The organism is Caulobacter sp. 05T431 (genome assembly GCF_056665975.1).
In genome coordinates, this window is the sequence record NZ_JBFTKU010000010.1 from 94618 (window position 1) to 121610 (window position 26993).

General features: G+C 68.8%; 19 protein-coding genes. 10 read left to right on the top strand and 9 right to left on the bottom strand.

The window, feature by feature from the left end; genetic code table 11:
• Window position 1 precedes the first annotated feature (1 nt).
• Window positions 2–1351 carry an ATP-binding protein gene (locus tag AC1U89_RS11365; protein WP_479899807.1) on the top strand — a complete coding sequence of 450 codons (1350 nt, stop codon included), beginning with the start codon at window positions 2–4 and terminating at the stop codon, window positions 1349–1351.
• On the opposite strand, the gene AC1U89_RS11370 is transcribed toward AC1U89_RS11365, so the two are convergent.
• From AC1U89_RS11370 to AC1U89_RS11390, 5 genes are all read right to left on the bottom strand, one after another.
• Window positions 1348–4377, bottom strand: a complete 3030-nt coding sequence (locus AC1U89_RS11370) for a glycoside hydrolase family 2 protein (protein ID WP_479899808.1) — start codon at window positions 4375–4377, stop codon at window positions 1348–1350. The genes AC1U89_RS11365 and AC1U89_RS11370 overlap by 4 nt on opposite strands.
• Window positions 4378–4792: 415 nt before the next feature.
• Window positions 4793–5626, bottom strand: a complete 834-nt coding sequence (locus AC1U89_RS11375) for a rhamnogalacturonan acetylesterase (RefSeq protein WP_479899809.1) — start codon at window positions 5624–5626, stop codon at window positions 4793–4795.
• Window positions 5623–6777 carry an FMN-dependent L-lactate dehydrogenase LldD gene (gene lldD, locus AC1U89_RS11380; protein ID WP_479899810.1) on the bottom strand — a complete coding sequence of 385 codons (1155 nt, stop codon included), beginning with the start codon at window positions 6775–6777 and terminating at the stop codon, window positions 5623–5625. Before lldD ends, AC1U89_RS11375 begins: the two co-directional genes overlap by 4 nt.
• A gap of 4 nt (window positions 6778–6781) precedes the next feature.
• Window positions 6782–7543 (bottom strand): SDR family NAD(P)-dependent oxidoreductase, encoded by a 762-nt coding sequence (locus tag AC1U89_RS11385; protein WP_479899811.1) that lies wholly within the window; start codon window positions 7541–7543, stop codon window positions 6782–6784.
• A gap of 26 nt (window positions 7544–7569) precedes the next feature.
• Window positions 7570–8400: an IclR family transcriptional regulator gene (locus AC1U89_RS11390; protein WP_479899812.1), complete on the bottom strand. Its 831-nt coding sequence runs from the start codon at window positions 8398–8400 to the stop codon at window positions 7570–7572.
• A gap of 233 nt (window positions 8401–8633) precedes the next feature.
• Between AC1U89_RS11390 and rhmD the strand changes: the two genes are divergently transcribed.
• From rhmD to AC1U89_RS11430, 8 genes are all read left to right on the top strand, one after another.
• The gene (gene rhmD, locus AC1U89_RS11395; RefSeq protein ID WP_479899813.1) at window positions 8634–9812 is read left to right on the top strand and encodes an L-rhamnonate dehydratase; all 1179 of its coding nucleotides are present in this window, start codon (window positions 8634–8636) and stop codon (window positions 9810–9812) included.
• Window positions 9813–9833: 21 nt separating this feature from the next.
• On the top strand, window positions 9834–10697 hold the full coding sequence (locus AC1U89_RS11400) for a 2,4-didehydro-3-deoxy-L-rhamnonate hydrolase (protein ID WP_479899814.1): 864 nt from the start codon (window positions 9834–9836) through the stop codon (window positions 10695–10697).
• Window positions 10694–11461 carry an SDR family NAD(P)-dependent oxidoreductase gene (locus AC1U89_RS11405; protein ID WP_479899815.1) on the top strand — a complete coding sequence of 256 codons (768 nt, stop codon included), beginning with the start codon at window positions 10694–10696 and terminating at the stop codon, window positions 11459–11461. Before AC1U89_RS11400 ends, AC1U89_RS11405 begins: the two co-directional genes overlap by 4 nt.
• Window positions 11462–11476: 15 nt before the next feature.
• Window positions 11477–12394 carry an amidohydrolase family protein gene (locus AC1U89_RS11410; protein WP_479899816.1) on the top strand — a complete coding sequence of 306 codons (918 nt, stop codon included), beginning with the start codon at window positions 11477–11479 and terminating at the stop codon, window positions 12392–12394.
• 34 nt (window positions 12395–12428) lie between these two features.
• Window positions 12429–12758, top strand: a complete 330-nt coding sequence (rhaM, locus tag AC1U89_RS11415; protein ID WP_029907042.1) for an L-rhamnose mutarotase — start codon at window positions 12429–12431, stop codon at window positions 12756–12758.
• Between the two features lie 2 nt (window positions 12759–12760).
• Window positions 12761–16576: a beta-galactosidase gene (locus tag AC1U89_RS11420; RefSeq protein WP_479899817.1), complete on the top strand. Its 3816-nt coding sequence runs from the start codon at window positions 12761–12763 to the stop codon at window positions 16574–16576.
• 50 nt (window positions 16577–16626) lie between these two features.
• Window positions 16627–17736, top strand: coding sequence for a beta-galactosidase BglB (bglB, locus tag AC1U89_RS11425; protein ID WP_479899818.1), 1110 nt, complete (start codon window positions 16627–16629; stop codon window positions 17734–17736).
• A gap of 81 nt (window positions 17737–17817) precedes the next feature.
• Window positions 17818–19395: an MFS transporter gene (locus AC1U89_RS11430; protein WP_479899819.1), complete on the top strand. Its 1578-nt coding sequence runs from the start codon at window positions 17818–17820 to the stop codon at window positions 19393–19395.
• Window positions 19396–19405: 10 nt separating this feature from the next.
• Here the strand turns inward: AC1U89_RS11430 and AC1U89_RS11435 are convergent, their stop codons facing one another.
• Window positions 19406–19744 carry a YciI family protein gene (locus AC1U89_RS11435; RefSeq protein WP_479899820.1) on the bottom strand — a complete coding sequence of 113 codons (339 nt, stop codon included), beginning with the start codon at window positions 19742–19744 and terminating at the stop codon, window positions 19406–19408.
• A 64-nt stretch (window positions 19745–19808) separates the two neighbouring features.
• Window positions 19809–20858, bottom strand: a complete 1050-nt coding sequence (locus AC1U89_RS11440) for an aspartate-semialdehyde dehydrogenase (protein WP_479899821.1) — start codon at window positions 20856–20858, stop codon at window positions 19809–19811.
• Window positions 20859–21166: 308 nt separating this feature from the next.
• Here AC1U89_RS11440 and AC1U89_RS11445 point away from each other — a divergent pair, with 308 nt between their 5' ends.
• Window positions 21167–23191, top strand: coding sequence for an MGH1-like glycoside hydrolase domain-containing protein (locus AC1U89_RS11445; protein ID WP_479899822.1), 2025 nt, complete (start codon window positions 21167–21169; stop codon window positions 23189–23191).
• A gap of 48 nt (window positions 23192–23239) precedes the next feature.
• Here AC1U89_RS11445 and AC1U89_RS11450 read toward each other — a convergent pair whose 3' ends face one another.
• Entirely contained in the window at window positions 23240–25312 is a 2073-nt protein-coding gene (locus AC1U89_RS11450; protein ID WP_479899823.1) for a family 43 glycosylhydrolase, read from the bottom strand.
• A gap of 78 nt (window positions 25313–25390) precedes the next feature.
• Entirely contained in the window at window positions 25391–26968 is a 1578-nt protein-coding gene (locus AC1U89_RS11455; RefSeq protein ID WP_479899824.1) for an alpha-N-arabinofuranosidase, read from the bottom strand.
• Between the last annotated feature and the right edge of the window lie 25 nt (window positions 26969–26993).

The window sequence follows — 26993 nt, forward strand, 5'->3', positions numbered from 1 at the left end:
CATGATGCTGTCCGACAACCTCTCCACGCGCATGACGGCTATCCTGCTGGCCGGGCTGGCGATCATGCTGGTGATCGGCGCCGCCCTGCTGGTCTGGCCGCAGGGGCGGGGCGAAGGCGGCGTGCGCTTCTACCAGCTGCCCCGCCCGTCCGAGGCCCGAGCCATCGTCGAGGCGGTCGAGGCCAGTCCGCCGTCGGCCCGGCCCAAGGTGGTCAAGGCGCTGGACACCGGCGTCATCCGCACCACCCTGGAGACGGACTTCCTGCCCGTGCCGTTGCGCGCCCGGGCCGCCGACGTGGGCGATCCCGGCTATCGGGCCTATCGCCAGGCCCTGGGCGAGCGGGAGCTGCGGATCGACATCCGGCGCGGCGGCCGGTTGCGCCAGGACGCCCTGCCCGGCCGCCAGGCCCTGCGGCTGTCGGTGCGGCTGGCCGACGGCGAGGTGCTGGTGCTGCGCCGTCGCGCCCCGGAGACGGCGCGGCAGTTCTTCAGCCGGGTCTCCCTGGCCGCCGCCGCCCTGCTGGTCGTCACCCTGCTGATGCTGGTCCTGGCGGTGCGCCAGACCACCCAGCCGGTCAGCCATCTGGCCCGTGAGGTCGCGCGGTTCGGTGACGACCTGGACGCCAAGGCCCTGCCGATGCGGGGGCCCCGCGAACTGCGCGAGCTGTCCGCGGCCTTCAACACGATGCAGGGCCGGATCCGGGGCCTGATGGACGAGCGCACGCGGATGCTGGCGGCCATCGCCCACGACCTGCGCACCTATCTGACCCGCCTGACCCTGCGCGCCGAATTCATCGCCGACGACGCCCAGCGCGCCAAGGCCGGGAGCGACCTGGCCGAGATGTCCCAGTTGCTGGACGACACCCTGCTGTTCGCCCGCCAGGACGCCGGACRCGGCGACGGCGCGCGGTCCATCGACATCCGCCAGGAGCTCGAGGCCCTGGTCGCGTTGCGGCTCGAGATGGGTCAGGCGGTGTTGCTGGCGCCAGAGGCGGCCGGCGCGGCCTGGGCCTCGCCCCTGGCCGTGCGCCGCATGGTCGACAACCTGATCGACAACGCCGCCCGCTACGGCGGGGCGGTAACGGTCGACGCCCGTCCCCTCGGCCGTCGCGTCGAGATCATGGTGCTGGACGACGGGCCGGGTCTCCCGGTCGAGATGCTGGAGAGCATCACCGCCCCGTTTGAACGCGGCGAGGCCTCGCGCAACCGGCGCACCGGCGGCGCGGGTCTGGGCCTGTCGATCGTCCAGGCCCTGGCCAAGGGCGAGGGCGGCCGCCTGACCCTCGCCAACCGCCCCGAAGGCGGGCTGGCGGCGATCATCGAGCTGCCTTCGGGACCGCCGCGAGCCTAGGGCTTGCGATAGACCTCGGCCTCGATCACCCCCAGCGCGCCGCCGGTCTTCACCTTCTCCGCGCCCGTATCCAGCCCCGCCCGAGCGCCGGTGATCTCGACGATCTTGCCAAAGGCGTCCCTGTCCTCGGTGGGACCGGTCAGGGCGATGCGCAGCTTGCGACCGGGCTGGCCCGCCTTCAGAGGCAAGGTCACGTAGCCCAGGCTCTTGGGCGCCACGCCCTCGTAGACGACCCGGCCGTCCAGGGTGATGCGCAGCGGATAGGCGCGCAGGCGCCAGCCGATCAGCTTCAGCACCACCTCGTCCACCCGCTGGGGCCGGTCGTACTGGAACTCGAGCCAGGCGTTGGCCAGCTGGCCGTCGCTGGCCCAGTGGGTGGTCTCGTCGTCGTCCATGGCCTTGCCGACGTCGGCGGTGTTGGAACCGGCGACCACCGCGACGGCCTTCAGGGCCAAGCGGCGGACCTTGTAGGACGGCGTGGCGGGCGTCGGGCCGCGCGACAGGTCCACGGGCAGCAGCGGCGCCTCGGCCGGCGGCGGGGCGACGTCGAGGGTCAGGCTGGCGGGCTTCAGTCCCTCGGCCGCGGCGGTGACGACGACCTTGCCGACCGCCAGGGTGGAGCGCAGGGCCACGCGGTTGATCCCGGCCTCGATCGGCAAGGTCTTCGAACCGATGAAGTTGTCGTCGCCGCGATTGGCCCCCTCGTAATGGGTCACCGCGTCCTTGCCGGCCGCCTGGGTGACGACGTTCACCGCCGGACCGGTGACCTCGACCGGCTTCCTGCCCGTGGAGTCGCCCTGGGCGATGCCGCCGCGCCACTCGGCCGGGCCGTCCAGCGCGAAGCGGACCGTGTCCAGCGCCGTCGGCACGCGCCGCCCCTGAGCATCCACGGCCTCGACGTCGACCAGGGCGATGTCGGACGCGTCGGCCCGCCAGCCGGAGGGGCCGACATGCGGCGTCAGGCGTAGGGCCACGGCGGGGCCGGTGGTGATCCGCTCGTCGGTCGAGACCACCTTGCCGGCGGCGTCGCGGCTGATCGCCTTCAGCGTGCCCGGCGCCCAGGCGACCTTGGCGAAGGTGAACAGGAAGCCGTCCGACTTCACGCCCTTGCCCAGCGACTTGCCGTTCAGGGTCAGCTCGACGCTGTCGGCGCTGGAGACGACCATCACGTCCTTCACCGTCCCGGGCGCGTAGTTCCAATGGCCGACGATGTGGCTGCGCGGATGCTCGACATCGACCCAGCCGTCCCACATCACCTGGTGGACCCAGAAGGCGTCCTTGGGCAGGCGCATGGCGTCCACCTCGCCGCTGCGACGATAGTTGTTGTCGCCCCGGAAGTGGGTGTTGCTGTCGGTGAAGCCGATATTGACCCCGCCCGAGCTGACCCGCTCGCCGCCGCCCGGTCGCTCGCGCCAGTAGTCGAACCAGGTCTTCACCGCCTTGGCGGCGTAGCTGTCCTGGTTCTGGTTGTAGTCGGGGCTGTTGGCGTGGAACGGCGGGGTCAGCTCGTCCTGGAACTTCCGCGCCGCCTCGTCGCGCATGTATTCCATGGCCCAGACGGGCTTGCCGGCGCTCTTGTTGATGTAGAGCATCTCGCCGCCGTACTCGGCGGCCTTGCTGTCGAGCATCTCGCGCGAGCCGATGGCGCGGCCGCCGCGCGGATCGAACTGGTCGCGCACGGCCTTCAACTCCGCCATGTGCTCTTCGCTGATATTCTCGTTGCCGCCCTCGTAGAACAGGACCGAGGGGTTGTTGCGGAAGGCGACCACGGCGTCGCGCAGGACCTCGACCCGCTGCTCCCACCGGCGGCCGGTCACGTCGCCCTCGGCGTCGCCGGCCGGCAGGGCCTGCATCAGGCCGACGCGATCAGCCGAGTCGATGTCCTGGCGGGACGGCGTCACGTGCATCCAGCGCACCAGGTTGCCGTTGCTTTCAACCATCAGCCGGTTGGAGAAGTCGCTGAGCCACGGCGGCGCGTCCGTGCCCAGGGCGGGCCATTCGTTGGTGCTGCGCTGGGCGTAGCCGTGGACCTGGATGACCCGGTTGTTGAGATAGATCATCCCGTTCCGGAACTCGGTCTTGCGGAAACCCGTGCGGGTGGTCACCGCGTCGACGGCGGCGCCGTCCTCCACCAGCTCGGTGCTCACCGTGTAGAGGTAGCCGTAGCCCCAGCTCCAGAAGTGCAGGCCCGTCAGCGCCGACTGCGCCGAGACCGTGCGGGTCTCGCCGGGCGCCAGGGTGACCGTCGCCCCCTCGAAGGCGCCGGCCGGCTTGCCGTCGACGTCGCGCAAGCTGATCCGGTAGCTGAAGGTGCGCGAGCGGGCGGAGTCGTTGCGAACCTGGGACTCGGCATGGACGGTCGCGGCGCCGCGGCGGATGTCGAACTTGTCGGCCCAGACATAGACGCCCGTCGTCCCCAGGCTGGAATAGAACGGCAGGGTCTGGTGCAGGCCGTCGGTCAGGTGCAGGCGCACCGCCCGGTTCACGCCGCCGTAGTTGGCGTTGAAGTTCTTGTTGTTCCACTGGAAGGCGCTGCCCGTGGCGCGCTCCTTGTAGGTCCAGCTGTTGTCGACCCGTACGGCGATCAGGTTGACGAAGGGCGCGGGCTTGAGCTGGGCGGTGGCGTCGACGGCGAAGCCCGAGACGCCGTTCTCGTGGCCGCCTGCCCGCACACCGTTCACATAGACGTCGGCCGCCTGGCGCACGCCATCGAAAGCCAGGAACGCCTTGCCGTCCGACGCGAAGTCGGCGGGCAGGACGAACGACTTGCGATACCAGATCACCGCTTCCTTCTGGTCGGTGCTGGCGTCCCGGAACGCCTGGTCCTCGTTGAAGGCGCGCGGCAGGGTGACGGGCTTCCAGGCGGCGTCGTCGAGGTCGGCCTTCTCGGCCCCGGGGATCTCGCCCGTCGCCATCCGCCAGCCGTCGTTGAAGAAGCGCTCGGCGCGCGGCGCGGCGGCGGCCACGCCCGCCATGCAGAGGACGGCGCAGACCCCGCCCAACATCGATCCCGCAACGCGTCGCATGGTGGCGCCCTCCAAATTGGCCAGGCCACTTTGGACCTTTATCCACCTGTGGCTTGACATCCCGCCCGCTGTCAAGCATTCTCATTATATCGGATGATGTTCCATATTATGGAATCTTAGCCGTTGGGATTTGGACTTCGGTCCCGTCCCTCCCCACACACGGACTCGCCCGTTCTTCCCCCCATCCGGGCCAGCGGGGCGCCACTTCAGGCGTCCCGCTTTTCTTTTACGGTCACCCCCCTATCCGCCCGTCATTCCCGCCCTTGTGGCGGGAACCCCTGGTTCAGCTGACGGTGCGTCGCCTTGGCGCGCTAGCGCGCCACACCCCCGCCCTTGCCGCGGACAGAGGGTTTCCCGCCACAAGGGCGGGAATGACGATTTGAGGGGGAAGGCGCCGCGAGCGCTCCGGACGCCCCTACCGCCCCAGGCAGCGCGGGCCGCCGAGGATCGGCTGCACGCCGGTCGAGGCCGGGTGCACATAGGCCGAGACCGGCAGGTCCAGGAACGCCAGACGTCCCGCCACCAGCGACGCGGCCAGGCGCGCCCCGCCCTCGTTGATGTGGGTGGTGTCGCTGTTGCCGTTCGGGTAGCGCGCGACGTGATCCTCGGGCGTGTAGATCAGGTAGAGGCGGCGCGAGGCCGGCTCGCCCAGGGCTTGCTGGGCGCCCATCATGTCGGCGTCCAGGTCGATCAACGGCGTCCTGGTGGCCTTGGCCACGGCGCGCACCGCCAGGGCGTAGGCGCCGTGGGTCTCCTGGATCTTGTCGTCCAGGAACACGTGCTTGGCGATCGGGGTCACCAGGACGGGCTGGCCGCCCTTGGCCCGCACGTCGGCCACGAAGCGGGTCAGGTTGGCGGTGTAGGCGCCCTGGGGATCGGTGAAGCGGACGATCTTCACCCGGTCGGCGTCGTTGTGCCCGAACTGGATCAGCACCGTGTCGCCGGGCTGGAGCTTGGCCAGCAGGCCGTCCCACAGGCCTTCCTCGATGAAGGTCTTGGTCGAGCGGCCGCCGCGCGCCAGGTTCACCACCTCGACACGGGGGTCCAGCGAGCACTTCAGCACCATGCCCCAGCCCATCTGCGGATAGGCGGAAGGCCCGTAGTTGGCGGCGGTGGAATCGCTGGCGATCAGGATGCGGGCGACCGGCGCTTCCATGGCCGCCGGCGCGGGCACGTCCGTGAGGTCGAGCTTGGGCGCGCCGGGCGCGGCCTGCAACGCCAGCGCCGCGACGAGGGCGAGCACGCTCATCGATCCACCCCAAGTCCCTTTGGCGCCAGGATGGAGCTGTCGATCTGGTCCAGGGTGTTGACGCCGGTCAGGGCCATGGCCACGCGCATCTCCTTCTCGATCAGGTCCAGCAGCTGGGTCACGCCCAGACCGCCGCGCGCCGCCAGGGCGTAGACGAAGGCCCGGCCCAGCAGCACGCCCTTGGCGCCCAGGGCCAGCATCCGCACCACGTCCAGGCCCGAGCGCACGCCGCTGTCGGCCAGCACGGTCAGGCGGTCGCCCACGGCGTCGGCGATGGCCGGCAGGGCGCGGGCCGAGGACAGCACCCCGTCCAGCTGCCGCCCGCCGTGGTTGGAGACCACGATCCCGTCGGCGCCGATGTCGGCGGCGGCCTTGGCATCCTCGGGATCGAGCACGCCCTTGATGATCAGCGGCCCCTTCCACTGGTCGCGGATCCAGTCGAGGTCCTTCCACTGGATCGAGGGATCGAAATTGGCCCCCAGCCAGCCCATGAAGTCCTCGAGGCCGGAATTCTTGCCCAGCACCGGGGCGACGTTGCCCAGGGTGTGGGGCCGCCCCATGACGCCGACGTCCCAGGCCCACTGGGGCTTGAACACCGCCTGCATCAGCCGCCGCGCGGCGGCGTTGGGACCGCTCATCCCCGAATGGGCGTCGCGATAGCGGGCGCCGGGCACGGGCATGTCGACGGTGAACACCAGGGCCGTGGCCCCGGCGTCGGCCGCCTTGGCCAGCAGGTCGCGCATGAAGGCCCGGTCGCGCAGCACGTAGAGCTGGAACCAGATCGGCGACGGGCTGGCCTTGGACACCTCCTGCAGGTCGCAGACCGAGACGGTCGACAGGCAGAACGGCACGCCCTTGGCKGCGGCGGCCTTGGCCGCCTGGCACTCGCCGCGCCGCGCGTACATGCCCGTCAGCCCCACCGGGGCCAAGGCGACCGGCAGGGCCTGGTAGTGGCCGAACAGGGTGGTCGAGGTGTCGACCTGGGAGACGTCCTTCAGCACCCGCTGGCGCAGGCTGAGGTCGGCCAGGTCCGAGACGTTGCGCGCCAGGGTCCGCTCGGCGTAGGCGCCGCCGTCGATATAGTCGAACAGGAAGCGGGGCAGCTTGCGCCGCGCCGCCTCCCGGAAGTCCGTGGTGGACGAGACGATCACGGGGCTACTGCAGGTTCACGAACGCGCCGCCGTCGACCAGCAGGGCCGCGCCGGTCACGTACTTGGCCAGGTCCGAGGCCAGGAACACGATCGGCCCGGCCAGGTCGTCGGGCTCGCCCAGGCGACCCAGCGGGATGCGGCCGGCCATGTATTCGCGCTTGGCGACGTCGGCCAGGTCTTCCTTGTTGATGGCGGTCTCGATGGTGCCCGGCAGCACCGAGTTGCAGCGGATGCCGTACTTACCGAGCGCGATGGCGGTCGACTGCATCAGGCTGTGCACGCCGGCCTTGGTCGGGGTGTAGTGGGTCTGCATGCCGCCGCCGACCAGGGCGCTGATCGAGCTGACAGCGATGATGGCGCCGCCATCGCCCTGCTTGACCATCTGGTTGGCCGCCGCCTGCACCATGTAGTAGGCGCCGAACAGGTTGACCTTCATCGTCCGCTCCATGACCTCGGGCGGCATGTCGAGGAAGGCGTGGAAGGGGCAGATGCCGGCGTTGTTGACGAAGACGTCGACCCGGCCGAACGCCTTGACGGCGGCGTCCACGAAGGCGGCGGCGGTCTCGACCTGCGCCACGTCGCCCTTAACGGCGATGGCGCGGCGGCCCAGGGCCTCGATCTGCGCCACGGCGTCGGCCGCGCCGGCCTCGTCGGAATGGTAGTTGATCGCCACGTCCGCGCCGTGCTGGGCGCAGCCGATGGCGGCCGCCTTGCCGATCCCCTGCGAGGCGCCGGTCACCAGCACCACCTTGTCCTTCAGAAGCATCGTTCCTCCACTGAACTCTGGACGGCCTAGCGTTTCGCCGGCGTCCTCTTCTCGTTCCATCCCAGCTCGACGCCGATGGCGTTGGCGCAGTCGCGCACCGTCACGGTCAGGTCCTTCATGCGCGCGTCGTCCATGTACTGGGCCGCGCCGGAGACGCTGATGGCCGCGACGATGGCGCCGCTGGGGCCGCGGATCGGGGCGGCGACGCAGCGGATGCGGTCCTCGTTCTCCTCGAGGTCGAAGGCCACGCCCTTCTCGGCGTAGTCGCGCATCCAGGCGATCCACTGCTCTTCGTCGGGACCGTGCGCCGAGCGCGGGCCTTCCTTGCGATAGAGCTCGCGCCAGCGCTCCTCGGTGTCGTCCAGCACCAGGGCCTTGCCCAGGCCGGTCGAGCGGATCGGCTGGCGGTCGCCGACGCGCGAGGAGATGTTGATCCGGCGACGGCCGGTCAGCTTGTCCAGATAGTGGGCGCGGTCGTCTTCCAGGACGCCCAGGTGGACGGTGTCCTCCAGCTCGTCCCACAGCTTTTCCAGATAGGGACGGGCCACGCGCGGCAGGTCCATCTGCTGGCCGGCCAGGTAGCCCAGCTCCAGCAGCTTGGAGCCCAGGCTGTAGCCTTCGCGCGGGGTCTGGGCCAGCAGGCGACGCTCGACCAGGGCCGTGGCCAGGCGGTGAGTCGTGCTGCGGGTCAGGCCCAGGCGCTGGGCCAGGGCGGGCAGGCCGATGGTGCCGGAGTCCGCGACCACGTCCAGCAGGTCCAGGCCCCGGAAGAGCGTCTGGCTGCCGCTGGGCGCCTTGCCGCCTGCACTGTCTTCCTTGGCCACCGGTTCGGCTCCCCTTGACGCGTCACGTTTCATTTTGTAGCACTCTCTCTCATAATATGGTACCTAGCGCAAGCGGCGAAGGCGACGACCCGGTCACCAAAAGTCTGCACGCKCCACCGTGTCATAGGACGTCTCCGGGGAGGTAGGCGCGGCCGCTCAAAGGTTTCGCCAAGCATGTCGAAGGCCTTAGCCTCACGATACGCCCTCCTCTTCCTTTAAGTAGATCGCTTCCTCTTAGGAAGTGTGGGCTGGAGCTGGTTTTTCCCATGCCGTTTCCCCTCATCCGGCAAGTTCGGGCCTATGTCGTACGCGGCGGCGGCGCCGACTATCACGATCAGGGCGAAGGCCACTGGATCGACGACCACATCGCCACCCCGATGTCGCGCTATCCGGAATACCGCCAGAGCCGCCAGAGCTTCGGGATCAATGTGCTGGGCACGCTGGTCGTCGAGATCGAGGCCGCCGACGGCACGGTCGGCTTCGCGGTGACCACCGGCGGCGAACCGGCCGCCTATATCGTCGAGAAGCACCTGGCCCGTTTCCTGGAGGGCCGCGATCCCACCGAGATCGAGAAGATCTGGGACCAGATGTATTTCTCGACTCAGTACTACGGCCGCAAGGGCCTGGTCGTGAACGCCCTGTCGGGCGTGGACCTGGCGCTGTGGGACCTGCTGGGCAAGCTGCGCGGCGAGCCGGTCTACCACCTGCTGGGCGGCAAGGTCCGCGACGAGCTGACCTTCTACGCCACCGGCGCGCGTCCCGACCTGGCCCAGAAGATGGGCTTCATCGGCGGCAAGATGCCCCTGCACCACGGCCCGGCCGAGGGCGAGGAAGGCCTGCGCAAGAATCTGGAAGAACTGGCCACGATGCGCGACCGCGTGGGCGAGGACTTCTGGCTGATGTTCGACTGCTGGATGGCGCTGGACCTGAACTACGCCACCAAGCTGGCCCACAAGGCCCATGAATATGGCCTCAAGTGGATCGAGGAAGCCCTCAGCCCCGACGACTACTGGGGCTATCGCGACCTGAAGAAGAACGCCCCCAAGGGCATGCTGGTCACCACCGGCGAGCACGAAGCCACCCGCTGGGGCTTCCGCATGCTGCTGGAGATGGAGTGCTGCGACATCATCCAGCCCGACGTCGGCTGGTGCGGCGGCATGACCGAGCTGGTGAAGATCTCGAACCTGGCCGACAGCCGCGGCGTGCTGTGCATCCCGCACGGCTCCAGCGTCTACAGCTACCACTTCGTGGTCACCCGCCATAACAGCCCGTTCGCCGAGTTCCTGATGATGGCCCCGAAGGCCGACGAGGTGGTGCCGATGTTCCACCCGCAGCTGATCGGCGAGCCCGTGCCGGTGAACGGCAAGCTGAAACTCTCCGACGCCCCCGGCTTCGGCGTCGAACTCAATCGCGAGGTCGGTCTGCACCGGCCTTACGCCCGCTGATCTTCTCGAAAGCGTAGACCCATGAAACTGCTTCGTTACGGCCCCCGCGGCGCCGAAAAGCCCGGCCTTCTCGACGCCGACGGCCAGATCCGCGACCTGTCCGGCGTCGTCGCCGACATCACCGGCGCCGAGCTGTCGCCCGCCAGCCTGAAAAAGCTGGCCGCGATCGATCCCAAGTCGCTGCCGCTGGTCGAGGGCTCGCCCCGCTACGGCGTGCCGGTCAAGGGCGTCAGCAAGTTCATCGCCGTGGGCCTGAACTTCGCCGACCACGCCGCCGAGTCGAACCTGCCGATCCCGGAAGAGCCGGTGCTGTTCACCAAGGCCGTCAGCTGCCTGACCGGCCCGAACGACCCGGTGATGATCCCCAAGGGCTCGCTGAAGACCGACTGGGAAGTCGAGCTGGGCGTCGTGATCGGCTCGCGCGCTTCGTACGTTTCGGAGGCCGACGCCCTGGACCACGTCGCCGGCTACGTGCTGATCAACGACGTTTCCGAGCGCGCCTTCCAGATCGAGCGCGGCGGCACCTGGGACAAGGGCAAGGGCTGCGACACCTTCGGTCCGGTCGGCCCGTGGATGGTCACCTCGGACGAGGTGGGCGACCCGCAGAACCTGGGCATGTGGCTGGACGTCAACGGCCAGCGCAAGCAGGACGGCTCGTCCAAGACCATGATCTTCCCGATCAGCAAGCTGGTCTCGTACATCAGCGAGTTCATGACGCTGGAGCCGGGCGACCTGATCACCACCGGCACCCCGCCCGGCGTCGGCATGGGCCAGAAGCCCGAGCCCGTCTATCTGAAGGCCGGCGACCAGATCCGCCTGGGCATCGAGAAGCTGGGCGAGCAGCGCCAGATCGTCGTGGCCTGGTCCAAGGAAGGCGTCGCGTGAGCACCGTCTCCTCCCCCAAGGTCTATCCCGACCGCTTCGCCGGCCGCGTCGCGGTGATCACCGGCGGCGCCTCGGGCCTGGGCAAGGCCGTGGCCGCGCGCATCGTCGCCGAGGGCGGCCAGGTCTCGCTGTGGGACGTGGACGCCGACGGCCTGAAGGCCGCCGCCGCCGAGGTGGGCGCCCAGCACACCGTGGCCCTGGACGTCTCGGACGAAGCCGCCGTGCTGGCCGCGGGCAAGGCCGCCAACGCCGCCCTGGGCCGCGTCGACATCCTGGTGGCCTCGGCCGGCATCACCGGCGCCACGGCCACCGTCTACGAATACCCGACCGACAGCTGGAAGCGCGTCTTCGACATCAACGTCAACGGCGTCTTCTACTGCTGCAAGGCCCTGTCCCCGTTCATGATCGCCCAGGGCTACGGCCGGATCGTCAACGTCGCCTCGGTGGCGGGCAAGGAAGGCAACCCCAACGCCGGCGCCTATTCGGCGTCGAAGGCGGCGGTGATCGGCCTGACCAAGTCGCTGGGCAAGGAACTGGCCACCAAGGGCGTGATCGCCAACAGCCTGACCCCGGCCACCTTCGAGAGCCCGATCCTGGAGCAGCTGCCCCAGAGCCAGGTCGAGTACATGAAGGGCAAGATCCCGATGGGCCGGCTGGGCGAAGTCCACGAGAGCGCGGCCATGGTCTGCTTCATGGCCAGCGAGGAGTGCAGCTTCACCACCGCCTCGACCTTCGACACCTCCGGCGGCCGCACGACCTTCTAGGGAAAGAGCGGAGCGATGACCTATCTCGGCCCGATCATCGACCCGCACATGCACCTGTGGGACCTGGACCGGCACTACTACAGCTGGCTCCAGGACACGCCGCTGCCGAACAACCCGGCCGGCGACATGTCGCCGATCGCCTACAGGTCCTATGGGCTGGACGACTACCTGGCCGACACCGCCGGCTGGAACGTCGTCCAGACCGTCCATGTCGAATGCGGCCTGCCGCCCAAGGATCAGCTGTCGGAGACCGACTGGCTGCAGGGTCTGGCCGACACGCAGGGCGTGATCGGCGGGATCGTCTGCGGGGCCAATCTGGACGATCCGGGCGTCGAGGCGCTGCTGGAAGCCCAGGCCGCCCGGGCCAACGTCCGGGGCGTGCGCCAGATCGTCAACTGGCACAAGGAYCCGGCCAAGACCTACGGCCCGCGCGACCTGCTGCTGGACCCGCAATGGCGGCAAGGCTACGCCCTGCTGGCCCGGTACGGCCTGTCGTTCGACCTGCAGCTCTATCCCTCGCAGATGGCGACCGCCGCCGCCCTGGCCGGCGCGAACCCGGACGTGCCGGTKATCGTCAACCACGCCGGCATGCCGACCGACCGCGACGACGCCGGCCTTGCGGCCTGGCGCGACGGCCTGGCCCTGCTGGCCGAGCGGCCGAACGTCAGCTGCAAGATCTCGGGCCTGGCGATGATCGACCGGGCCTGGACCGTCGACAGCCTGCGGCCCTTCGTTCTGCAGGTCATCGAGACCTTCGGCCCCAACCGCTGCATGTTCGCCAGCAACTTTCCGGTCGAGAAGGTGCACGGGTCGTTCGGCGGCTTCTACGAGGCCTATGACGCGATCACCGCCGGCTTCGGCGAGGCCGAGCGGGCGCTGCTGTTCGGCGGGACGGCCTCTCGGATCTACCGCCTGCCGCCGCCGACGACCTGAACGCCAACGACAAGACAAGAAACGGGAGGACACGATGAGCAACCAGGACCGGCCCCTCGCCTTCCGCATGCAGCTCAAGCCCGGCGTCGCCGCCGAATACGAGCGCCGTCACGACGAACTGTGGCCCGACCTGGCCGCCGCCCTGCGCGAGGCGGGGATCCATGACTATTCGATCTTCCTGGATGAAGGGACCATGAGCCTTTTTGCCGTGCTGCGCCTGCGCCCCGACAACAAGAAGGACGCCCTGCCGCTGCAGCCGGTGATGAAGCGCTGGTGGGACTACATGGCCGACCTGATGGAGGTCCATCCGGACAACAAGCCGGTGGAATGGCCGCTGAAGCCCGTCTTCTACTTCGAGGGCTGAGGATGCCTCGCCCCCTCCTCCCCGTTCTCGGACTGACGGCCGCCCTGCTGGCGACGTCGGCCCCCATTCAGTCGTTTGGGGCCGAGCCCGTGCGCTACACGATGACGGCGTTCACCAACGCCAGCCAATCGAACATGAGCGTCTACGACTCGGCGGACGGCACGCGCTTCACGCTGAAGAAGCCGCTGGCCTACACCCCGCCCAAGGGTCTGATCCGCGATCCCAGCGTGATGAAGCACGCCGACGGCTGGTACTACGTCGCCTACACCACCGGCTGGAGCGGCGACACGATCGGCCTGGCCCGCAGCCAGGATCTGACCGACTGGACCTTCCTGCGCGACGTGAAGGTCGAGGTCCCAAATACGCCCCATGGCGCGACCAACAGCTGGGCCCCAGAGTGGTTCGTCGACCAGGACGGCTCGGTGAACCTGATCCTGTCGATCTCGACCACGGGCCAGCAGGGCGCCTTCCAGCCCTACCGGATCACCGCCGCCGACGCCTCGCTCGCCACTTGGAGCGCGCCGAAACCGCTGTCGGGCCTGGGGCCGAACTTCATCGACACCTTCGTGGTCCGTGAGGGCGGGCTCTACAACGCCTTCGCCAAGAACGAGACCAGCAAGTTCGTCGAGCTGTGGACCGCCCCCTCGCTGGACGGGCCGTGGCAGGCCAAGGGCGCGGGCGACTGGGCCGGCTGGGGCAAGTTCCTGGAAGGCCCCGCCCTGACCCGCACGCCCGACGGCGCGTGGCGGATTTATTTCGACGAGTACATGTCCAAGCGGTACTGGTTCAGCGACAGCCAAGACGGCTTCCGCACCTGGACGCCCAAGACCGAACTGCCCGAGTTGTCGGGCACGGTGCGCCACTTCACGGTGCTGAAGGAAGGCGGCGATCAAGCCGGCGCCGCCAAGCMGGCGCAAGCCCATCAGATCACCTGGGACAAGTACTCGCTGAAGGTCGACGGCCAGCGCGTCTATTCGTGGGGCGGCGAGTTCCACCCCTTCCGCGTGCCCAGCCCCGACCTGTGGCGCGACATCCTCCAGAAGATGAAGGCCAGCGGCTACAACACCGTCGCGATCTATTTCGACTGGGGCTACCACTCGCCGAAACAGGGGGTCTACGACTTCAACGGCGTGCGCGACATGGATCGCGTGCTGACCATGGCGAAGGAGGAAGGCCTCTACGTCATCACCCGCGCCGGGCCCTACGTGAACGCCGAGCTGACCCGGGGCGGCTTCCCGGGCTGGATGGTCAACCAGCAGGCCCGGGCCCGCACCGACGCGCCGGAATACATCGCGGCCGCCGACGAGTGGCTGACCCAGATCAACGCCGTCATCGCCCGCCATCAGCTGACCACCGGCCAGGGCACGGTGATCGCCCACCAGATCGAGAACGAGCTGGACGTCGTCGGCGCGCCGCAGCAGCGCTACATGCGGTGGCTGGACGACAAGGCCAAGGCCGACGGCATCACCGTCCCGATCTTCCACAACGACAAGGGCCGCAACGGCTACTGGGTCCCGAAAGGCTCGAACGTGCCGGGCACGGTGGAAGGCCCCAACGACCTCTACGCCTTCGACGGCTATCCCGGCGGCAGCTGCAAGGTCGACTCCACGCCGTCCTCGCCCGGCGTCGCGCCCGACTGGGGCCTGTACGGCCCCGGCGGAGCCAAGGGCGGTGCCTCGGCCAGCCCCAACACCCCCGGCTTCCTGGCCGAGTTCGGCGGCGGCTGGTTCGACTATTGGGGCAGCAACGGCGACTACGACTGCACCGCCCTGCACCGCGGCGTCGGTTACCAGCGGGTGTTCTACGGCACGAACATCGCCAACGGCCTCACGCTGCAGAGCTTCTACATGACCTATGGCGGGACCAGCTGGGGCTGGCTGCCGGCCCCGGTGGTGTTCACGTCCTACGACTACGGCTCGGMGATCGACGAGGCCCGGGGCCTGCGCGACAAGGCCCGGGTCATGAAGCAGATGGGCGAGTTCATCGCCGCCGTGCCCGACCTGACCCGCATGGACAAGGGCGAGGCGGTGACCCCGTCCAACGACAAGGTCCGCGTCTATCACAACCTCAACGCCGAGACGGGCAGCCACCTCTATGTGGTGGTCCACAATCCCAGCAGCGCCACCGGCGACGAGGCCTTCACCTTCAAGGTGAAGACCCGCGACGGCGAGTACGTTGTCCCTTCGCGGATCAAGGGGCAGGACAGCAAGCTGCTGATGGCCAGCTACGACCTGGGCGGCCAGCGGCTGGTCTATTCGACGTCGGAGATCCAGACGCATCTGAAATGGAACGACGGCGACCTGGCCCTGCTGTACGGCCGGGCCGGCGAGGCGGGCGAGACGGTGCTGCGCTACGCCTCCGCGCCCAAGGTCGAGGTCCTGGAGGGCGAGGTCGCCTCGGCCTTCGACGCCGCCAAGGGCGACCTGAAGCTGACCTATGCCCACAAGGCTCTGGCCCGCGTGCGGATCACCGGCGGCGGCCGTCCGCCCCTGACCCTGCTGCTGGCCGACGCCGAGACCGGCCAGACCTTCTGGCGGCGCGACGCCCTGCTGATCCGCGGCCCCGGCCTGGTGCGGAGCGAGGCGACCAAGGGCGGCGTGCTGAGTCTGACCGGCGACACCGAGACCGACGGCCCGCTGGAGGTCTTCGCGCCCAAGGGCGTGACGGCGGTCCGCTGGAACGGGACCAAGGTCGCGACCAAGACCACCGCCTCGGGCAGCCTGCTGGCCGACAAGCCGCTGGCCGGCCCGGCGGCTGTGACCGTGCCCGACCTGGCCAAGCTGGACTGGAAGACCGCGCCGGGTTCGCCCGAGTCCGATCCCAAGTTCGACGACGCCGCCTGGCTGAAGGCCGAGGGCCGTCGTAGCGGCTCGACCGTGCGCGGTCCTACAGGGCAACCTGCGCTCGATATGAGCGCCTACGGCTTCCACCAGGGCGACGTCTGGTATCGCGGCCGCTACACCGCCAAGGCTGGGTCCGACCTTGGCATCGACACCCTGACCCTGCACTACGGCGGCGGCGGGGCTGGCATGCTCCAGGTCTGGCTGGACGGCCGGTTCCTGGGCCAGCATGAGCTGGACGGTGGCCTGCCGCGTCCGATCACCACCGGCGTGGCCACGTTCAAGCTGCCCGAGGACCTGCGCGGGACCGGCGAGCACGTGATCTCGGTGATGGTCCGCAACAACGGCCACAACTGGGACCTGGACGCCGACGACTTCCACAAGGAGGCCCGCGGCCTGGTCTCGGCCTCGCTGTCGGGTCCGGGCAGCTACAGCTTCGCCGTGCCGATCGCCTGGAAGGTCCAGGGCAATCTGGGCGGCGAGGACATCCAGGACCCGGTGCGCGGCAACGCCAACAACGGCGGCCAATACGGCGAGCGGATGGGCTGGCACCTGCCGGGCTTCCCGGACGCCCAGTGGACCAAGGCCGACATGACGGCGACCCAGCCCTATGCCGGCACGACCTGGTATCGGACGAGCTTCGACCTGGCCCTGCCCAAGGACCAGGACACCACCCTGGGCCTGACCATCGGCGATCCGGACAAGCCCCGCTCGCCAGGCCGCTACCGGGTGCTCATCTTCGTCAACGGCTGGAACATGGGCCAGTTCATCGCCAATGTCGGCCCGCAGCGGACCTTCGTCCTGCCCAACGGGATCGTCGATCCGCACGGCAAGAACACCCTGGCCCTGGCGGTGACCAGCGACGGCGCGCCCGGCGACGCGCTGGAGGCCGTCAAGCTCGTCAACCTACGCACGGTGCGCGGCGGCATCCCCGTCGCCCGCGTCCCCGCGCCTGATTTCAAACCCCCAATCCGATAACCCTGAGACCCGGCGCTCCCCCGCCGCTTTCGACTCGACTGGAGACTATCGTGCCCAATCTCGCTCACGGCCTCGAGGCCAAGGACATCAAGGCGAAGATCGCCCTGCTGATCAGCAACCTGGTCGACATCCAGGACGAGACCGGCGAGTTCTTGCTGCGCCTCGACGACGGCCGCGTCATCGACACCAAGGGCTGKAACGACTGGGAATGGACCCACGGCGTGGGCCTGTACGGCCTGTGGAAGCAGTACGAGATGACCGCCGACCCGCGGGCGTTCGAGATCATGACCCAGTGGTTCGCCGACCGCTTCGAGGCCGGCACCCCGACCAAGAACATCAACACCGTCTCGCCGTTCCTGCCCCTGGCCTACCTCTACGAAGCCACCGGCGACCACACCTACCTGCCGTATCTCGAAACCTGGGCCGACTACGTGATGTACGAGGGCCCGCGCACCGAGGAAGGCGGCTTCCAGCACATCGTGTTCAACAGCGAGAACCCGCAGCAGCTGTGGGACGACACGCTGATGATGAGCGTCCTGCCCCTGGCCAAGATCGGCCTGCTGCTGGGCCGCGACGACTTCGTCGAGGAGGCCAAGCGCCAGTTCATGGTGCACGTGAAGTACCTGGCCGACCGCAAGACCGGCATGTGGTTCCACGGCTGGACCTTCGAGGGCCGGCATAACTTCGCCGACGCCCTGTGGGCGCGCGGCAACTGCTGGGTGACGATCGCCATCCCCGAGTTCATCGAACTCCTGGACCTCAAGCCCGGCGACGCCCTGCGCGACTTCCTGATCGACACGCTGGAAGCCCAGATCAAAGCCCTGGCCCGCTACCAAGACGCCGAGACCGGCCTCTGGCACACCCTGGTCGACGACAAGACCTCGTACCTGGAAGCCTCGGCCACGGCCGGCTTCGCCTACGGCGTGCTGAAGGCCGTGCGCAAACGCTATGTCTCCAAGGACTACCAGGAGATGGGGATCAAGGCGCTGAAGGGCGTGCTGGCCAATATCGACGACAAGGGCGAGTTGCAGCAGGTGTCGTTCGGCACCCCGGTGTTCGACACCCTGCAGGGCTACAAGGACATCCCCCTGACTTCGATGCCGTACGGCCAGTCCCTGGCCATCCTGGCCCTGGGCGAGTTCCAGCGGGCCTTCATCTAGACGACGCCTCCCGGGCCTGCCCTCGCCACGGCCGGGCGGGCCCCAAGAACCAAGACTTCGAGACTCCGGGGAGAGACCCACATGGCCACGTCGGACCTTCGCAAACCCTCCTGGGTCACCTACTGGAGCTGGGGTTCCGGCGACATGCTGGGGGCCGGGGCCCAGGCGGTGATCACCGGCTGGCTGGCCTATTTCTTCATCACTTTCTGCGGCCTGTCGGCGGTCGAGACCGGCCTGATCCTGGGCCTGCCGCGGCTGCTGGAGGCGATCACCTGCCCGCTGATCGGCTATGTCTCCGACAACCTGCGCCACACCTGGGTGGGTCGGCGCATCGGGCGGCGCAAGATCTTCCTGATCTTGACGATTCCGCTGCTGCCCTGCTTCGCCCTGATCTTCGTGACGGGCCAGACCTTCCTCTACTACCTGGCCACCTTCGTCTTCTTCGAGTTCCTCTACACGATGTTCCTGATCCCGTGGGAAACCCTCGCGGCGGAAATGACTAAGGATTACAAGGAGAAGGCCAAGTTCGCCGGCGTTCGGATGCTGATCGCGCAGAGCTCGGCGATCCTGGCCTCGTACCTGCCGACCCTGATCATCAACCACTTCGGCGGCAAGGACTCGTCGGGCACCTTCCTGATCATGGCCGCCATCTTCGGCGGCCTGTTCAGCCTGGTGGTCCTGTTGGTGGTGCTGTTCACCTGGGAGCGTCCCTATGCCGAGGCCGAGAAGCTGATCCAGCCCGAGCCCCTGGACTGGGAGAAGGCGGCGCTGATCCCGATCAACATGTTCCGCGACCTGTTCTCGACCCTGCGCATCAAGGCCTTTCGCCAGCACCTGTCGCTCTATCTGGGCGGCTACATCTCGCAGGACATCTTCAACACCGCCTTCCCGCTGTTCGTGGCCACGGTGATGATGGGCGCCACCCTGGTGATCTCCCAGTTGATGACCACCATGTACGTCGCCCAGCTGGTCTCGGTGATGATCGCCATCAACGTGGTCATCCGCACCGGGCCGACGGTCGCCTACCGCATGGCCATCAGCTTCGTCGGCGCGGCGCTGCTGCTGTTCCTGGCCTTCTACCTGATCCGGCCCGCGGGCTTCGCCGAGGGCCTGACCGCCCTGGGCGGCAACCTGTTCGGCGGCGGCGCCACGCCCACCGTGCTGTTCTGGCTGTTCGTGCCCATCATCCTGGCCGGCCTGGGCCGGGGGACGCTGAACTTCGTGCCCTGGAGCGTCTACAACTACCTGCCCGACGTCGACGAGGCCGTGACCGGCCAGCGCCGGGAGGGCATCTTCGCCGGGGTGATGACCTTCGTGCGCAAGATCGCCCAGTCGGGGGCCATCGTCGCCACGACCTCGCTGATCGGCCTGGGCGGCTTCGTCTCGCCCGACAAGTCCCACCCCGGCGCGACCGTGGTCCAGACGCCCGAGGCGGTGCGCGCCGTGGTCCTGGTGATGGTCGCCGGACCGATCCTGGTCATGCTGTGGGGCCTGTGGGTCTCGTGGTCATTCCGCCTCAACGCCCGCACCCACGAGGTGCTGATCCACGAGGTCGAGCGTCTGCGCGCCGGCGCCACCGAAGCCGAGAGCCCGGAGTCCAAGGCGATCGTCGAGAACCTGACCGGGTGGAAGTTCGAGCGGCTGTGGGGGCGGGGCTGACCCGCCTCGCCTAGCCCTGCCCCGGGATCGGCAGCTGCTCCATGATCTCCACCGAGTCCCCCGGGAAGATGGCGAAGTGGGGATGGTTCTCGAACATCTGCGCGGCGGCCTCGTGGGAGTCGGCCTCGACGATCACATAGCCGGCGACCTTGTTGCGGATGTCGGTCACGCCGTCCTTGCCGGTCTTCTTGGTCTTGCCCAGCGGGCCGCCGGTCACCAGCACGGACTCGGCGTGGTCGGTCATCCACTGGCCCCAGGCGGCCATGCCCTTTTCGATGTCGGCCGGGTCCATCGCGCTCGGGTCCATCGGGGTGTCGGAGCCCATGTAGAGGGCCAGAAAGATCGCCATCGCCGTCTCTCCATCATGGCCGCCATCGGCACGGGGGCGAGCATAGCCCGCCCCCGTGCCAGGGCTAGCCCCGTCGGTTGAGCAGCACCTCGGCCACCTGCACCGCGTTCAGGGCCGCGCCCTTGCGCAGGTTGTCGGCGCTGACGAACAGGGCCAGGCCGTGCTGAACGGTCGGGTCGACCCGCACGCGGCCCACGAACACCGGGTCCTGGCCGGTGGCTTCCAGCGGGTTCGGCAGGGCCGTCACCACCACGCCCGGCGCCGCGCCCAGCAGCTCGACCGCCGCCTGCGGCGACAGCGGCTGCTCGAACTCGGCGTTGATCGACAGCGAGTGGCCCGAATAGACCGGCACCCGCACGCAGGTGCCCGAGACCGGCAGGCCGGGGATCTCGAGGATCTTGCGACTCTCGTCGCGCAGCTTGGCCTCCTCCTCGGTGTAGCCGTCCTCGCCCAGCATGTAGTTCATCGCCACCACGTTGTAGGCGATCGGCACGGCCCACTTCTTGGGCGCGGGCAGGTCGGCGGCCTGGCCGTCGCGGGCCAGGGCGACGCCGTCCTCGGCCCCCGCGCGGATCTGGCCCTCCAGCTCCTCGATGCCGGCCACGCCGCCGCCCGACACCGCCTGGTAGGTCGAGACCACCAAGCGCTTGAGGCCGGCGGCCTCGTGCAGCGGCCGCAGCACCGGCATGGCGGCCATGGTGGTGCAGTTGGGATTGGCGACGATGCCTTTGGGCATCACGTCCAGGGCGTGGGGGTTCACCTCGGCCACCACCAGCGGCACCTCGGGGTCGGAGCGGAACGCCGAGGAGTTGTCGATCACGATCGCCCCCGCCGCGGCGACCTTGGGCGCCAGGGCGCGCGAGGTGTCGCCGCCGGCCGAGAAGAACACGATGTCCAGGCCGGCATAGTCGGCGGCGGCCGCGTCCTCGACCACGATCTCCTGCCCGCCGAACGCCAGCCTGGTCCCGGCCGAGCGGGCCGAGGCGAACAGGCGCAGGGACTTCATCGGGAAGTCCCGCTCGGCCAGCAGGGCCCGCATCATCTCGCCGACCAGGCCGGTGGCGCCGACGATGCCCACGGCGGGCGGGTTCGAGGAAGAGAAGGTCTGGCTCACTTATGCGTCTCCTGAGGGTGCGGAGGCGCGGGGGTGTCTGCCGGTCTGGGAAAGACGGGGCCCCGCGCATCGGCGGGGCTGGTCCGGGGCGTCGCTGCTTAGGCCGCGCACACACCCGCACACGCCCCGCCGAGGCGGGTCGTTTTGCGGGTAATGATTTTGGTCGCGGTCGCGGACATGGCGCAGCTCTCTAGGGGCGAACGGCGCCGATGTAAACCGTCTGGATCGTCGCGCTCATGGGGACTGGCGACGCGCGCCAAAACCCGCATAAATACTCAGACAAAATAACGAGACGGGGAGAACGGGCGATGCGGATGGCGGGACTGTGCCTGGCGGCGGCCTTGCTGGCGATCACCGCCCTGTCGCCCCGAGCGACACGCGCCGCCCCCTCGCCCCGTCTCGACGCCCACGCCGTCACCACGGCCCGCTTCGGCGCCGACGCGACCTGGTACGAGGACAACATCCCGCTGTTCGAATCCTCGGACCAGAGGCTGGACGAGATCTACTACTACCGCTGGAGCGTCTTCCGCGCCCACCAGCGCGACCTGGGCCCGCGCGGTTACATCACCACAGAGTTCCTCGACGACGTCGGCTGGCAGCGCTGGCCCTACGCCAGCCTCAACGACGCCACCGGCTTCCACATCCAGGAGGGGCGCTGGCTGCGCGACCGCCGCTACGCCGGCGACTATATCGACTTCATGTACGAGGGCGGCGGCAACGACCGCCACTTCGCCGAGGCCATCGCCGACGCCACCTGGGCCCGCTATCTGGTCGACGGCGACCAGGCGGCCGCGACGCGCCACCTGGCGGCGATGAAGCACATCTACGCCCTGTGGGACGACCACTACGACTTCGACAAGAAGCTGTACTGGATCGAGCCGCTGCTGGACGCCACGGAGTACACGATCAGCTCGATCGACGCCTCGGGCGGCAAGGACGGCTTCACCGGCGGCCACGCCTTCCGCCCCTCGATCAACAGCTACATGTACGCCAACGCCAAGGCGATCAGCCGGCTCGCGGCCCTGACCGGCGACACGGCCGCCGCCGCCGACTACGAGGCCCGCGCCCAGTCGCTGAAGACCGAGGTGCAGAAGAGCCTGTGGAGCGCGGACTTCGCCCACTTCATCGACCGCTATCGGGTCAACAACGCTCATGTGAAGTACTGGGACCCGATCCGCGGCCGCGAACTGGTCGGCTACGTGCCCTGGACCTTCGGCCTGCCCGACGACACGCCCGCCTTCGCCCAGGCCTGGAAGCACGCGGTCGATCCGAAGGAGCTGGCCGCGCCCTTCGGCCTGCGCACGGTCGAGCCGTCGTACGAGCACTACATGCGCCAGTACCGCTACGAGGGGACCGCGCCGGAGTGCCAGTGGAACGGGCCGGTCTGGCCCTTCCAGACCACCCAGGTGCTGACGGGCCTGGCCAACCTGCTGAACGACTACAAGCAGGAGGTCGTCACCCGCGCCGACTACGCCCGCCTGCTGGCCCAGTACACCGCCCTGCACTACCAGGACGGCAAGCCGGATCTGGAGGAGGACTACGACCCCGCCACCGGCAAGCCCATCGTCGGCCTGGCCCGCAGCCACCACTACAACCACTCCGGCTTCGTGGACCTGGTGATCGCCGGCCTGGTCGGCCTGCGTCCTCGCGCCGACGACATGCTGGAGGTCAATCCGCTGGCCCCGTCTGACCCGGCCGATCCGCACTTCCTGAAGTATTTCCGCCTGCAGGACGTGGCCTATCACGGCCGTCTCGTGACCATCGCCTGGGACGCCGACGGCTCGCGCTATGGCCGCCAGGGGCTGGTGGTCAGCGTCGACGGCCAGGAGGTCGCCGCCGGCCCGGCCCTGGGAAAGCTCACCGTTCCGTTGGCGCGCGAGGCCCCCGCCCCCATCGCCCGCCAGATCGATCTGGCGGTCAACCTGGTGCGCTCGGACTATCCGCGCGGCGCGGCCTCGTCCGGCGCCGATCCCAAGACCGTGCACCAGGCCCTGGACGGGCGGGTGTGGTTCTTCCCGGAGATGGCCAACGGCTGGTCGCCGGGGGCCGGGATCGGCAAGGCGTGGTTCGAGGTCGACTTCGGCAAGCCGACGCCGGTGGCCGCCGCCGAGCTCAGCTTCTTCGCCGACGACAAGGCCTTCGCCGCCCCGGCCCGCTACCGGCTGGAGGCCTGGAAGGATGGCCGGTGGGTGGAGGTCGCCAAATCCGGTGCGCCGCCGGCCAACGGGGTCGAGCGCACCGCCTGGACCTCGGTCACGGCTTCAAAGCTGCGGGCGGTGTTCAATCTCGCGCCCGGCAAGGACATGCGACTGGTCGAGATGAAGGTGTTCTGAACCACACCTTCCACCCGCTCATCCCGGCGAATGCCGGGATGAGCGGAGTTAGGGTGACGGCGTGAGCGCAGCGGACCAGCTCAGCCGCGCGCCGTCGGCGCCGTCCGATCGCGGCCCCGGGCTCAAGCTGGTGATCGCCCCCTGCTTCAGGTCGAGCGTCAGGAACCGGTTGGTCTCGAGGGACATCAGCACGAGGTCCCCGGTCGGCGTCTCGATCCATTGGAACGACCGCGCCTGGAGGCTCGGCCGGCGATCCAACCTCACCGCGCCGTCGGGATCGACCGAGACGAAGTCCGCCCCGGCCTTCAACGCTACCCGGCCCAAGCCCAGGTCGACGACCGAGAAGGCAGAAGGGGGACCGACGGCCAGCCGCCCGTCGACGACGCTCAAGCCCAGTGAAGAACCCTGCGCCGTGAACCGAATGGAGCCGCCGAAGGGAATGGACCTCATCAGCCCCTTGGGGTTCGGCTCATGGACCGTGACGCTGTCGAAGTCGGCATGACCGCCTTCCACGCCCTTGGCGTTGTAGGCGAACAGCGCATAGCGCACCCCCTGGAAGGTGCGCAGCGAGAAGACCGTCGTGAAGACCGCGCCGACCGGTGTGAAGGCCACGCCGTCGGTCGAATAGCTCAGCTGCGCCTTTTCCGTCAGGAAATCGCAGTCGGCGCGCAGCCACACGCGACTGCCCGCCAGCGGCGTCGATACCTTCGTCCCGGTCGACTTATCGAACTGGACGAGCGCCAGGTCCTGTCCCGCGCGCTCCACGCCGATCCAGGCATAGGGCATGTCCAGCAGCGCCAGGCCCGCGACGTCGCCGTCCTTCAGGCCCGCGGCGTCCAGGACGACGGTCGGCTGCGAGCGCGGGCCGATCGCCCTCTGGGTCAGGCTGTCGCGGGCTTCCCAGAACGAAGCCGCCGGCAGGGTGCGAAGGCGCAGGAAGCCGGGCCGCTCCGTGAGCGACCAGTGCGTGTCGTCGGGGACGTGGTTCCACTGCCAGACCGGCTTCAGCCGCGCCCCGTCGAACGTGTCGCTGCGCTCGTAAGGAGCTCGGATCGGCCAGCCCACGTCGGTCTTGGGCTTGACCCAGGTCCGAGGCGTCCGCCCCAGGTTTCCCGGCAGGCCGAAATAGGGCCAGCCGTCCTTCCAGGTGATCGGCGAAAGCGAGACCAGGCGGCCGACCGAATTGTAGTCGAGCATGGAGAAGCCCCACCACTCGCCCTTCGGCGTCCGCACCAACCCGCCCTGGTGTAGCGACATGCGACCGCGGGGTTCGGGATTGGGCGCGACGAGATCGAAGCCGGGTCCGTTCGGATCCTTCAGCCGGTAGCCCTCGGCCAGCCCGAAGTCCTCGTCGATGCTGATGGCCTTGTTGACCTCCCAGGGGCCGGCGAGGCTGTCGGCGCGGGCGGCGGGCATGCGCATGCGGCCGTCCCACCAGGCGCTGATGATGAAGTAGCGCCCGTCGATCTTGTAGAGGTGCGAGCCCTCGCCCAAGCCCGCGTCGCGATCGAACAGGGTCCGCTCCGTGCCCGCGACGATGTCGGTCAGGTCGGCGTTCAGCTGGCCGATCTTGAGGTCGCGATAGCCCCAGACGACCCACGCCTTTCCGTCATCGTCGAACAGCACCGACAGGTCGTGGAACGACCGCTTCATCTGGCGGTGGGTCCACGGACCGCGCGGGTCGGTGGCGGTGAAGACCTGGGTCGTCTCGCCGTTGACGTTGGAGAAGATGTAGAAGACGCCGTCGTGATAGCGGAAGCTGGGCGCCCAGATCCCGCGCCCGTAGACGTTTCCGCCCTCCAGGCGATAGGCCGGCCCGAGGTCCAGCTTGTCGACGGCGTAGGACAGGAACTCCCAGTTCACTAGGTCCTTGGACCGCAGGACGGGCAGGCCCGGCATGGCGTGCATGGTCGTGCCGGTCAGGTAGAACTCGTCCCCGACGCGGATCAGGTCGGGGTCGGAGAACTCGTCGTAGAAGATCGGGTTGGTGAAGGTCCCGTCGCCGTTGTCGGCCGTCCAGGTGGCCTGGCTCATGGCGGGAACGGCGAAGGCGAGCAGCGCCGCGCCGGACAGCAAGGCCACCAGGCTGGAAACGCGGGCGACCGCGGAGGCCTTCGTCATGGGCTTGCTCCAGATCTCGAGCCGGAAGGCGCCCGCTCATCCCACCGCCTCGGCGAGGGATGAGCGGGTCGTGGCTTCCTAGTTCAGGTCCAGCACCACCACCGACTTGCTCGGCAGGGTCGCGGTCAGGGTGTCGCCCTTGATCGAGGCCGCCGTGAACGCCGCCGGCTTGACCGCGTTCGGGGCGTCGAACGTGTTGTGCGCCGCCATGGTCGACGCCGTCAGCACCCGGCCCTTGGCGGTCTTCCCGGTCACGCCCGAGAGCTTGACGGTCACGGTCGCCGACTTGTTCGGATCCAGGTTCACCAGCGCCAGGTGGACCACGCCGGCGGTGTCCTTGCCGGCCGAGGCGCTGACCGCCGGCACGCTGGTCTTGCCGACCGTGTAGGCCGGGCTGTTCAGCTCGACCGGCAGCGAGGTCGCCCCCTGGAAAGGCTTATAGAGGTCGTAGACCCAGTAGGTCGGGGTCAGGACCATCTTGTCCTTGTCGGTCAGGATCATCGCCTGCAGCACGTTGACCATCTGGGCGATGGCGGTCAGCCGCACCCGGTCGGCGTGCTTGTGGAAGACGTTCAGGGTCGCGCCGGCCGCCACCGCGTCGCGCATGGTGTTCTGCTGGTAGAGGAAGCCGGGGTTCGTGCCCGGCTCGACGTCGTGCCAGATGCCCCACTCGTCGACGGCCAGGCCCACCCGCTTCTTCGGGTCGTACTTGTCCATGATGGCGGTGTGCTTGGTGATCAGCTCGTCCATGCGCAGGGCCTGGAACATGGTGTCGGCCCAGGTCTGCTCGTCGAACTCGGTGGCCGAGCCCTTCTTCTCCCACTTGCCGCTGGGGATCGTGTAGTAGTGGACGCTGATCTKATCCATGTTCTTGGCCGCGCCGGCCATCACCGTCTCGGTCCAGCTGTAGTCGTCGCCGTTGGCGCCGCCGGCGATCTTCTCGGTCTTCGTGCCCTTCGGCACCCGGATGAATTCGGCGAAGTTGCGATAGAGGTCGGTGTAGTGGGCCGCCGTCATCTGGCCGCCGCAGCCCCAGTTCTCGTTGCCGACGCCGAAGTAGTCGAGCTTCCAGGGTTTGTCGCGGCCGTTGGCGCGGCGCATGTTGGCGATCGACGAGCTGGTCGGCGAGACCATGTACTCGACCCACTCGGCCATTTCCTGCGGCGAGCCGGTGCCGACATTGCCGGCGACGTAGGTCTTGGCGCCGATCAGCTCGGCGAACTCCATGAACTCGTTGGTGCCGAAGCTGTTGGGCTCCTCGACGCCGCCCCAGACGACGTTGACCTTGACCGGGCGCTTGTCGCGCGGGCCGATGCCCTCGCGCCAGTGGTAGTCGTCGGCGAAGCAGCCGCCCGGCCAGCGGACCAGCGGCACCTTGATGGCCTTCAGGGCCGCGACCACGTCGTTGCGGTAGCCCCTGGTGTTGGGGATCTTGCTGTCCTCGCCGACCCACACGCCCTCGTAGATACCCCGGCCCAGATGCTCGGCGAACTGGCCGTAGACCTCCGGCTGGATCACCGGGCCGGGCTGGTCGGCGCGCAGGGCGCCGGTGACGGCGGTCTGGGCCAGCGCGCCGCCCGCGGTCGCGCCAATCCCAACCAGGACGGCGGTGGCGAGACCTGCGACGAGCGCGTGCTTCAGCGTAGTCAGCTTCACGATATTCTCCCTAGGCTCGCCGTTG

Coding starts and splice junctions, on each gene's coding strand:
- AC1U89_RS11370 (WP_479899808.1), bottom strand. CDS start 4,377: ATGCGACGCGTTGCGGGATCGATGTTGGGCGGGGTCTGCGCCGTCCTC.
- AC1U89_RS11375 (WP_479899809.1), bottom strand. CDS start 5,626: ATGAGCGTGCTCGCCCTCGTCGCGGCGCTGGCGTTGCAGGCCGCGCCC.
- AC1U89_RS11385 (WP_479899811.1), bottom strand. CDS start 7,543: ATGCTTCTGAAGGACAAGGTGGTGCTGGTGACCGGCGCCTCGCAGGGG.
- AC1U89_RS11390 (WP_479899812.1), bottom strand. CDS start 8,400: ATGAAACGTGACGCGTCAAGGGGAGCCGAACCGGTGGCCAAGGAAGAC.
- rhmD (WP_479899813.1), top strand. CDS start 8,634: ATGCCGTTTCCCCTCATCCGGCAAGTTCGGGCCTATGTCGTACGCGGC.
- AC1U89_RS11400 (WP_479899814.1), top strand. CDS start 9,834: ATGAAACTGCTTCGTTACGGCCCCCGCGGCGCCGAAAAGCCCGGCCTT.
- rhaM (WP_029907042.1), top strand. CDS start 12,429: ATGAGCAACCAGGACCGGCCCCTCGCCTTCCGCATGCAGCTCAAGCCC.
- AC1U89_RS11430 (WP_479899819.1), top strand. CDS start 17,818: ATGGCCACGTCGGACCTTCGCAAACCCTCCTGGGTCACCTACTGGAGC.
- AC1U89_RS11435 (WP_479899820.1), bottom strand. CDS start 19,744: ATGGCGATCTTTCTGGCCCTCTACATGGGCTCCGACACCCCGATGGAC.
- AC1U89_RS11445 (WP_479899822.1), top strand. CDS start 21,167: ATGCGGATGGCGGGACTGTGCCTGGCGGCGGCCTTGCTGGCGATCACC.
- AC1U89_RS11450 (WP_479899823.1), bottom strand. CDS start 25,312: ATGACGAAGGCCTCCGCGGTCGCCCGCGTTTCCAGCCTGGTGGCCTTG.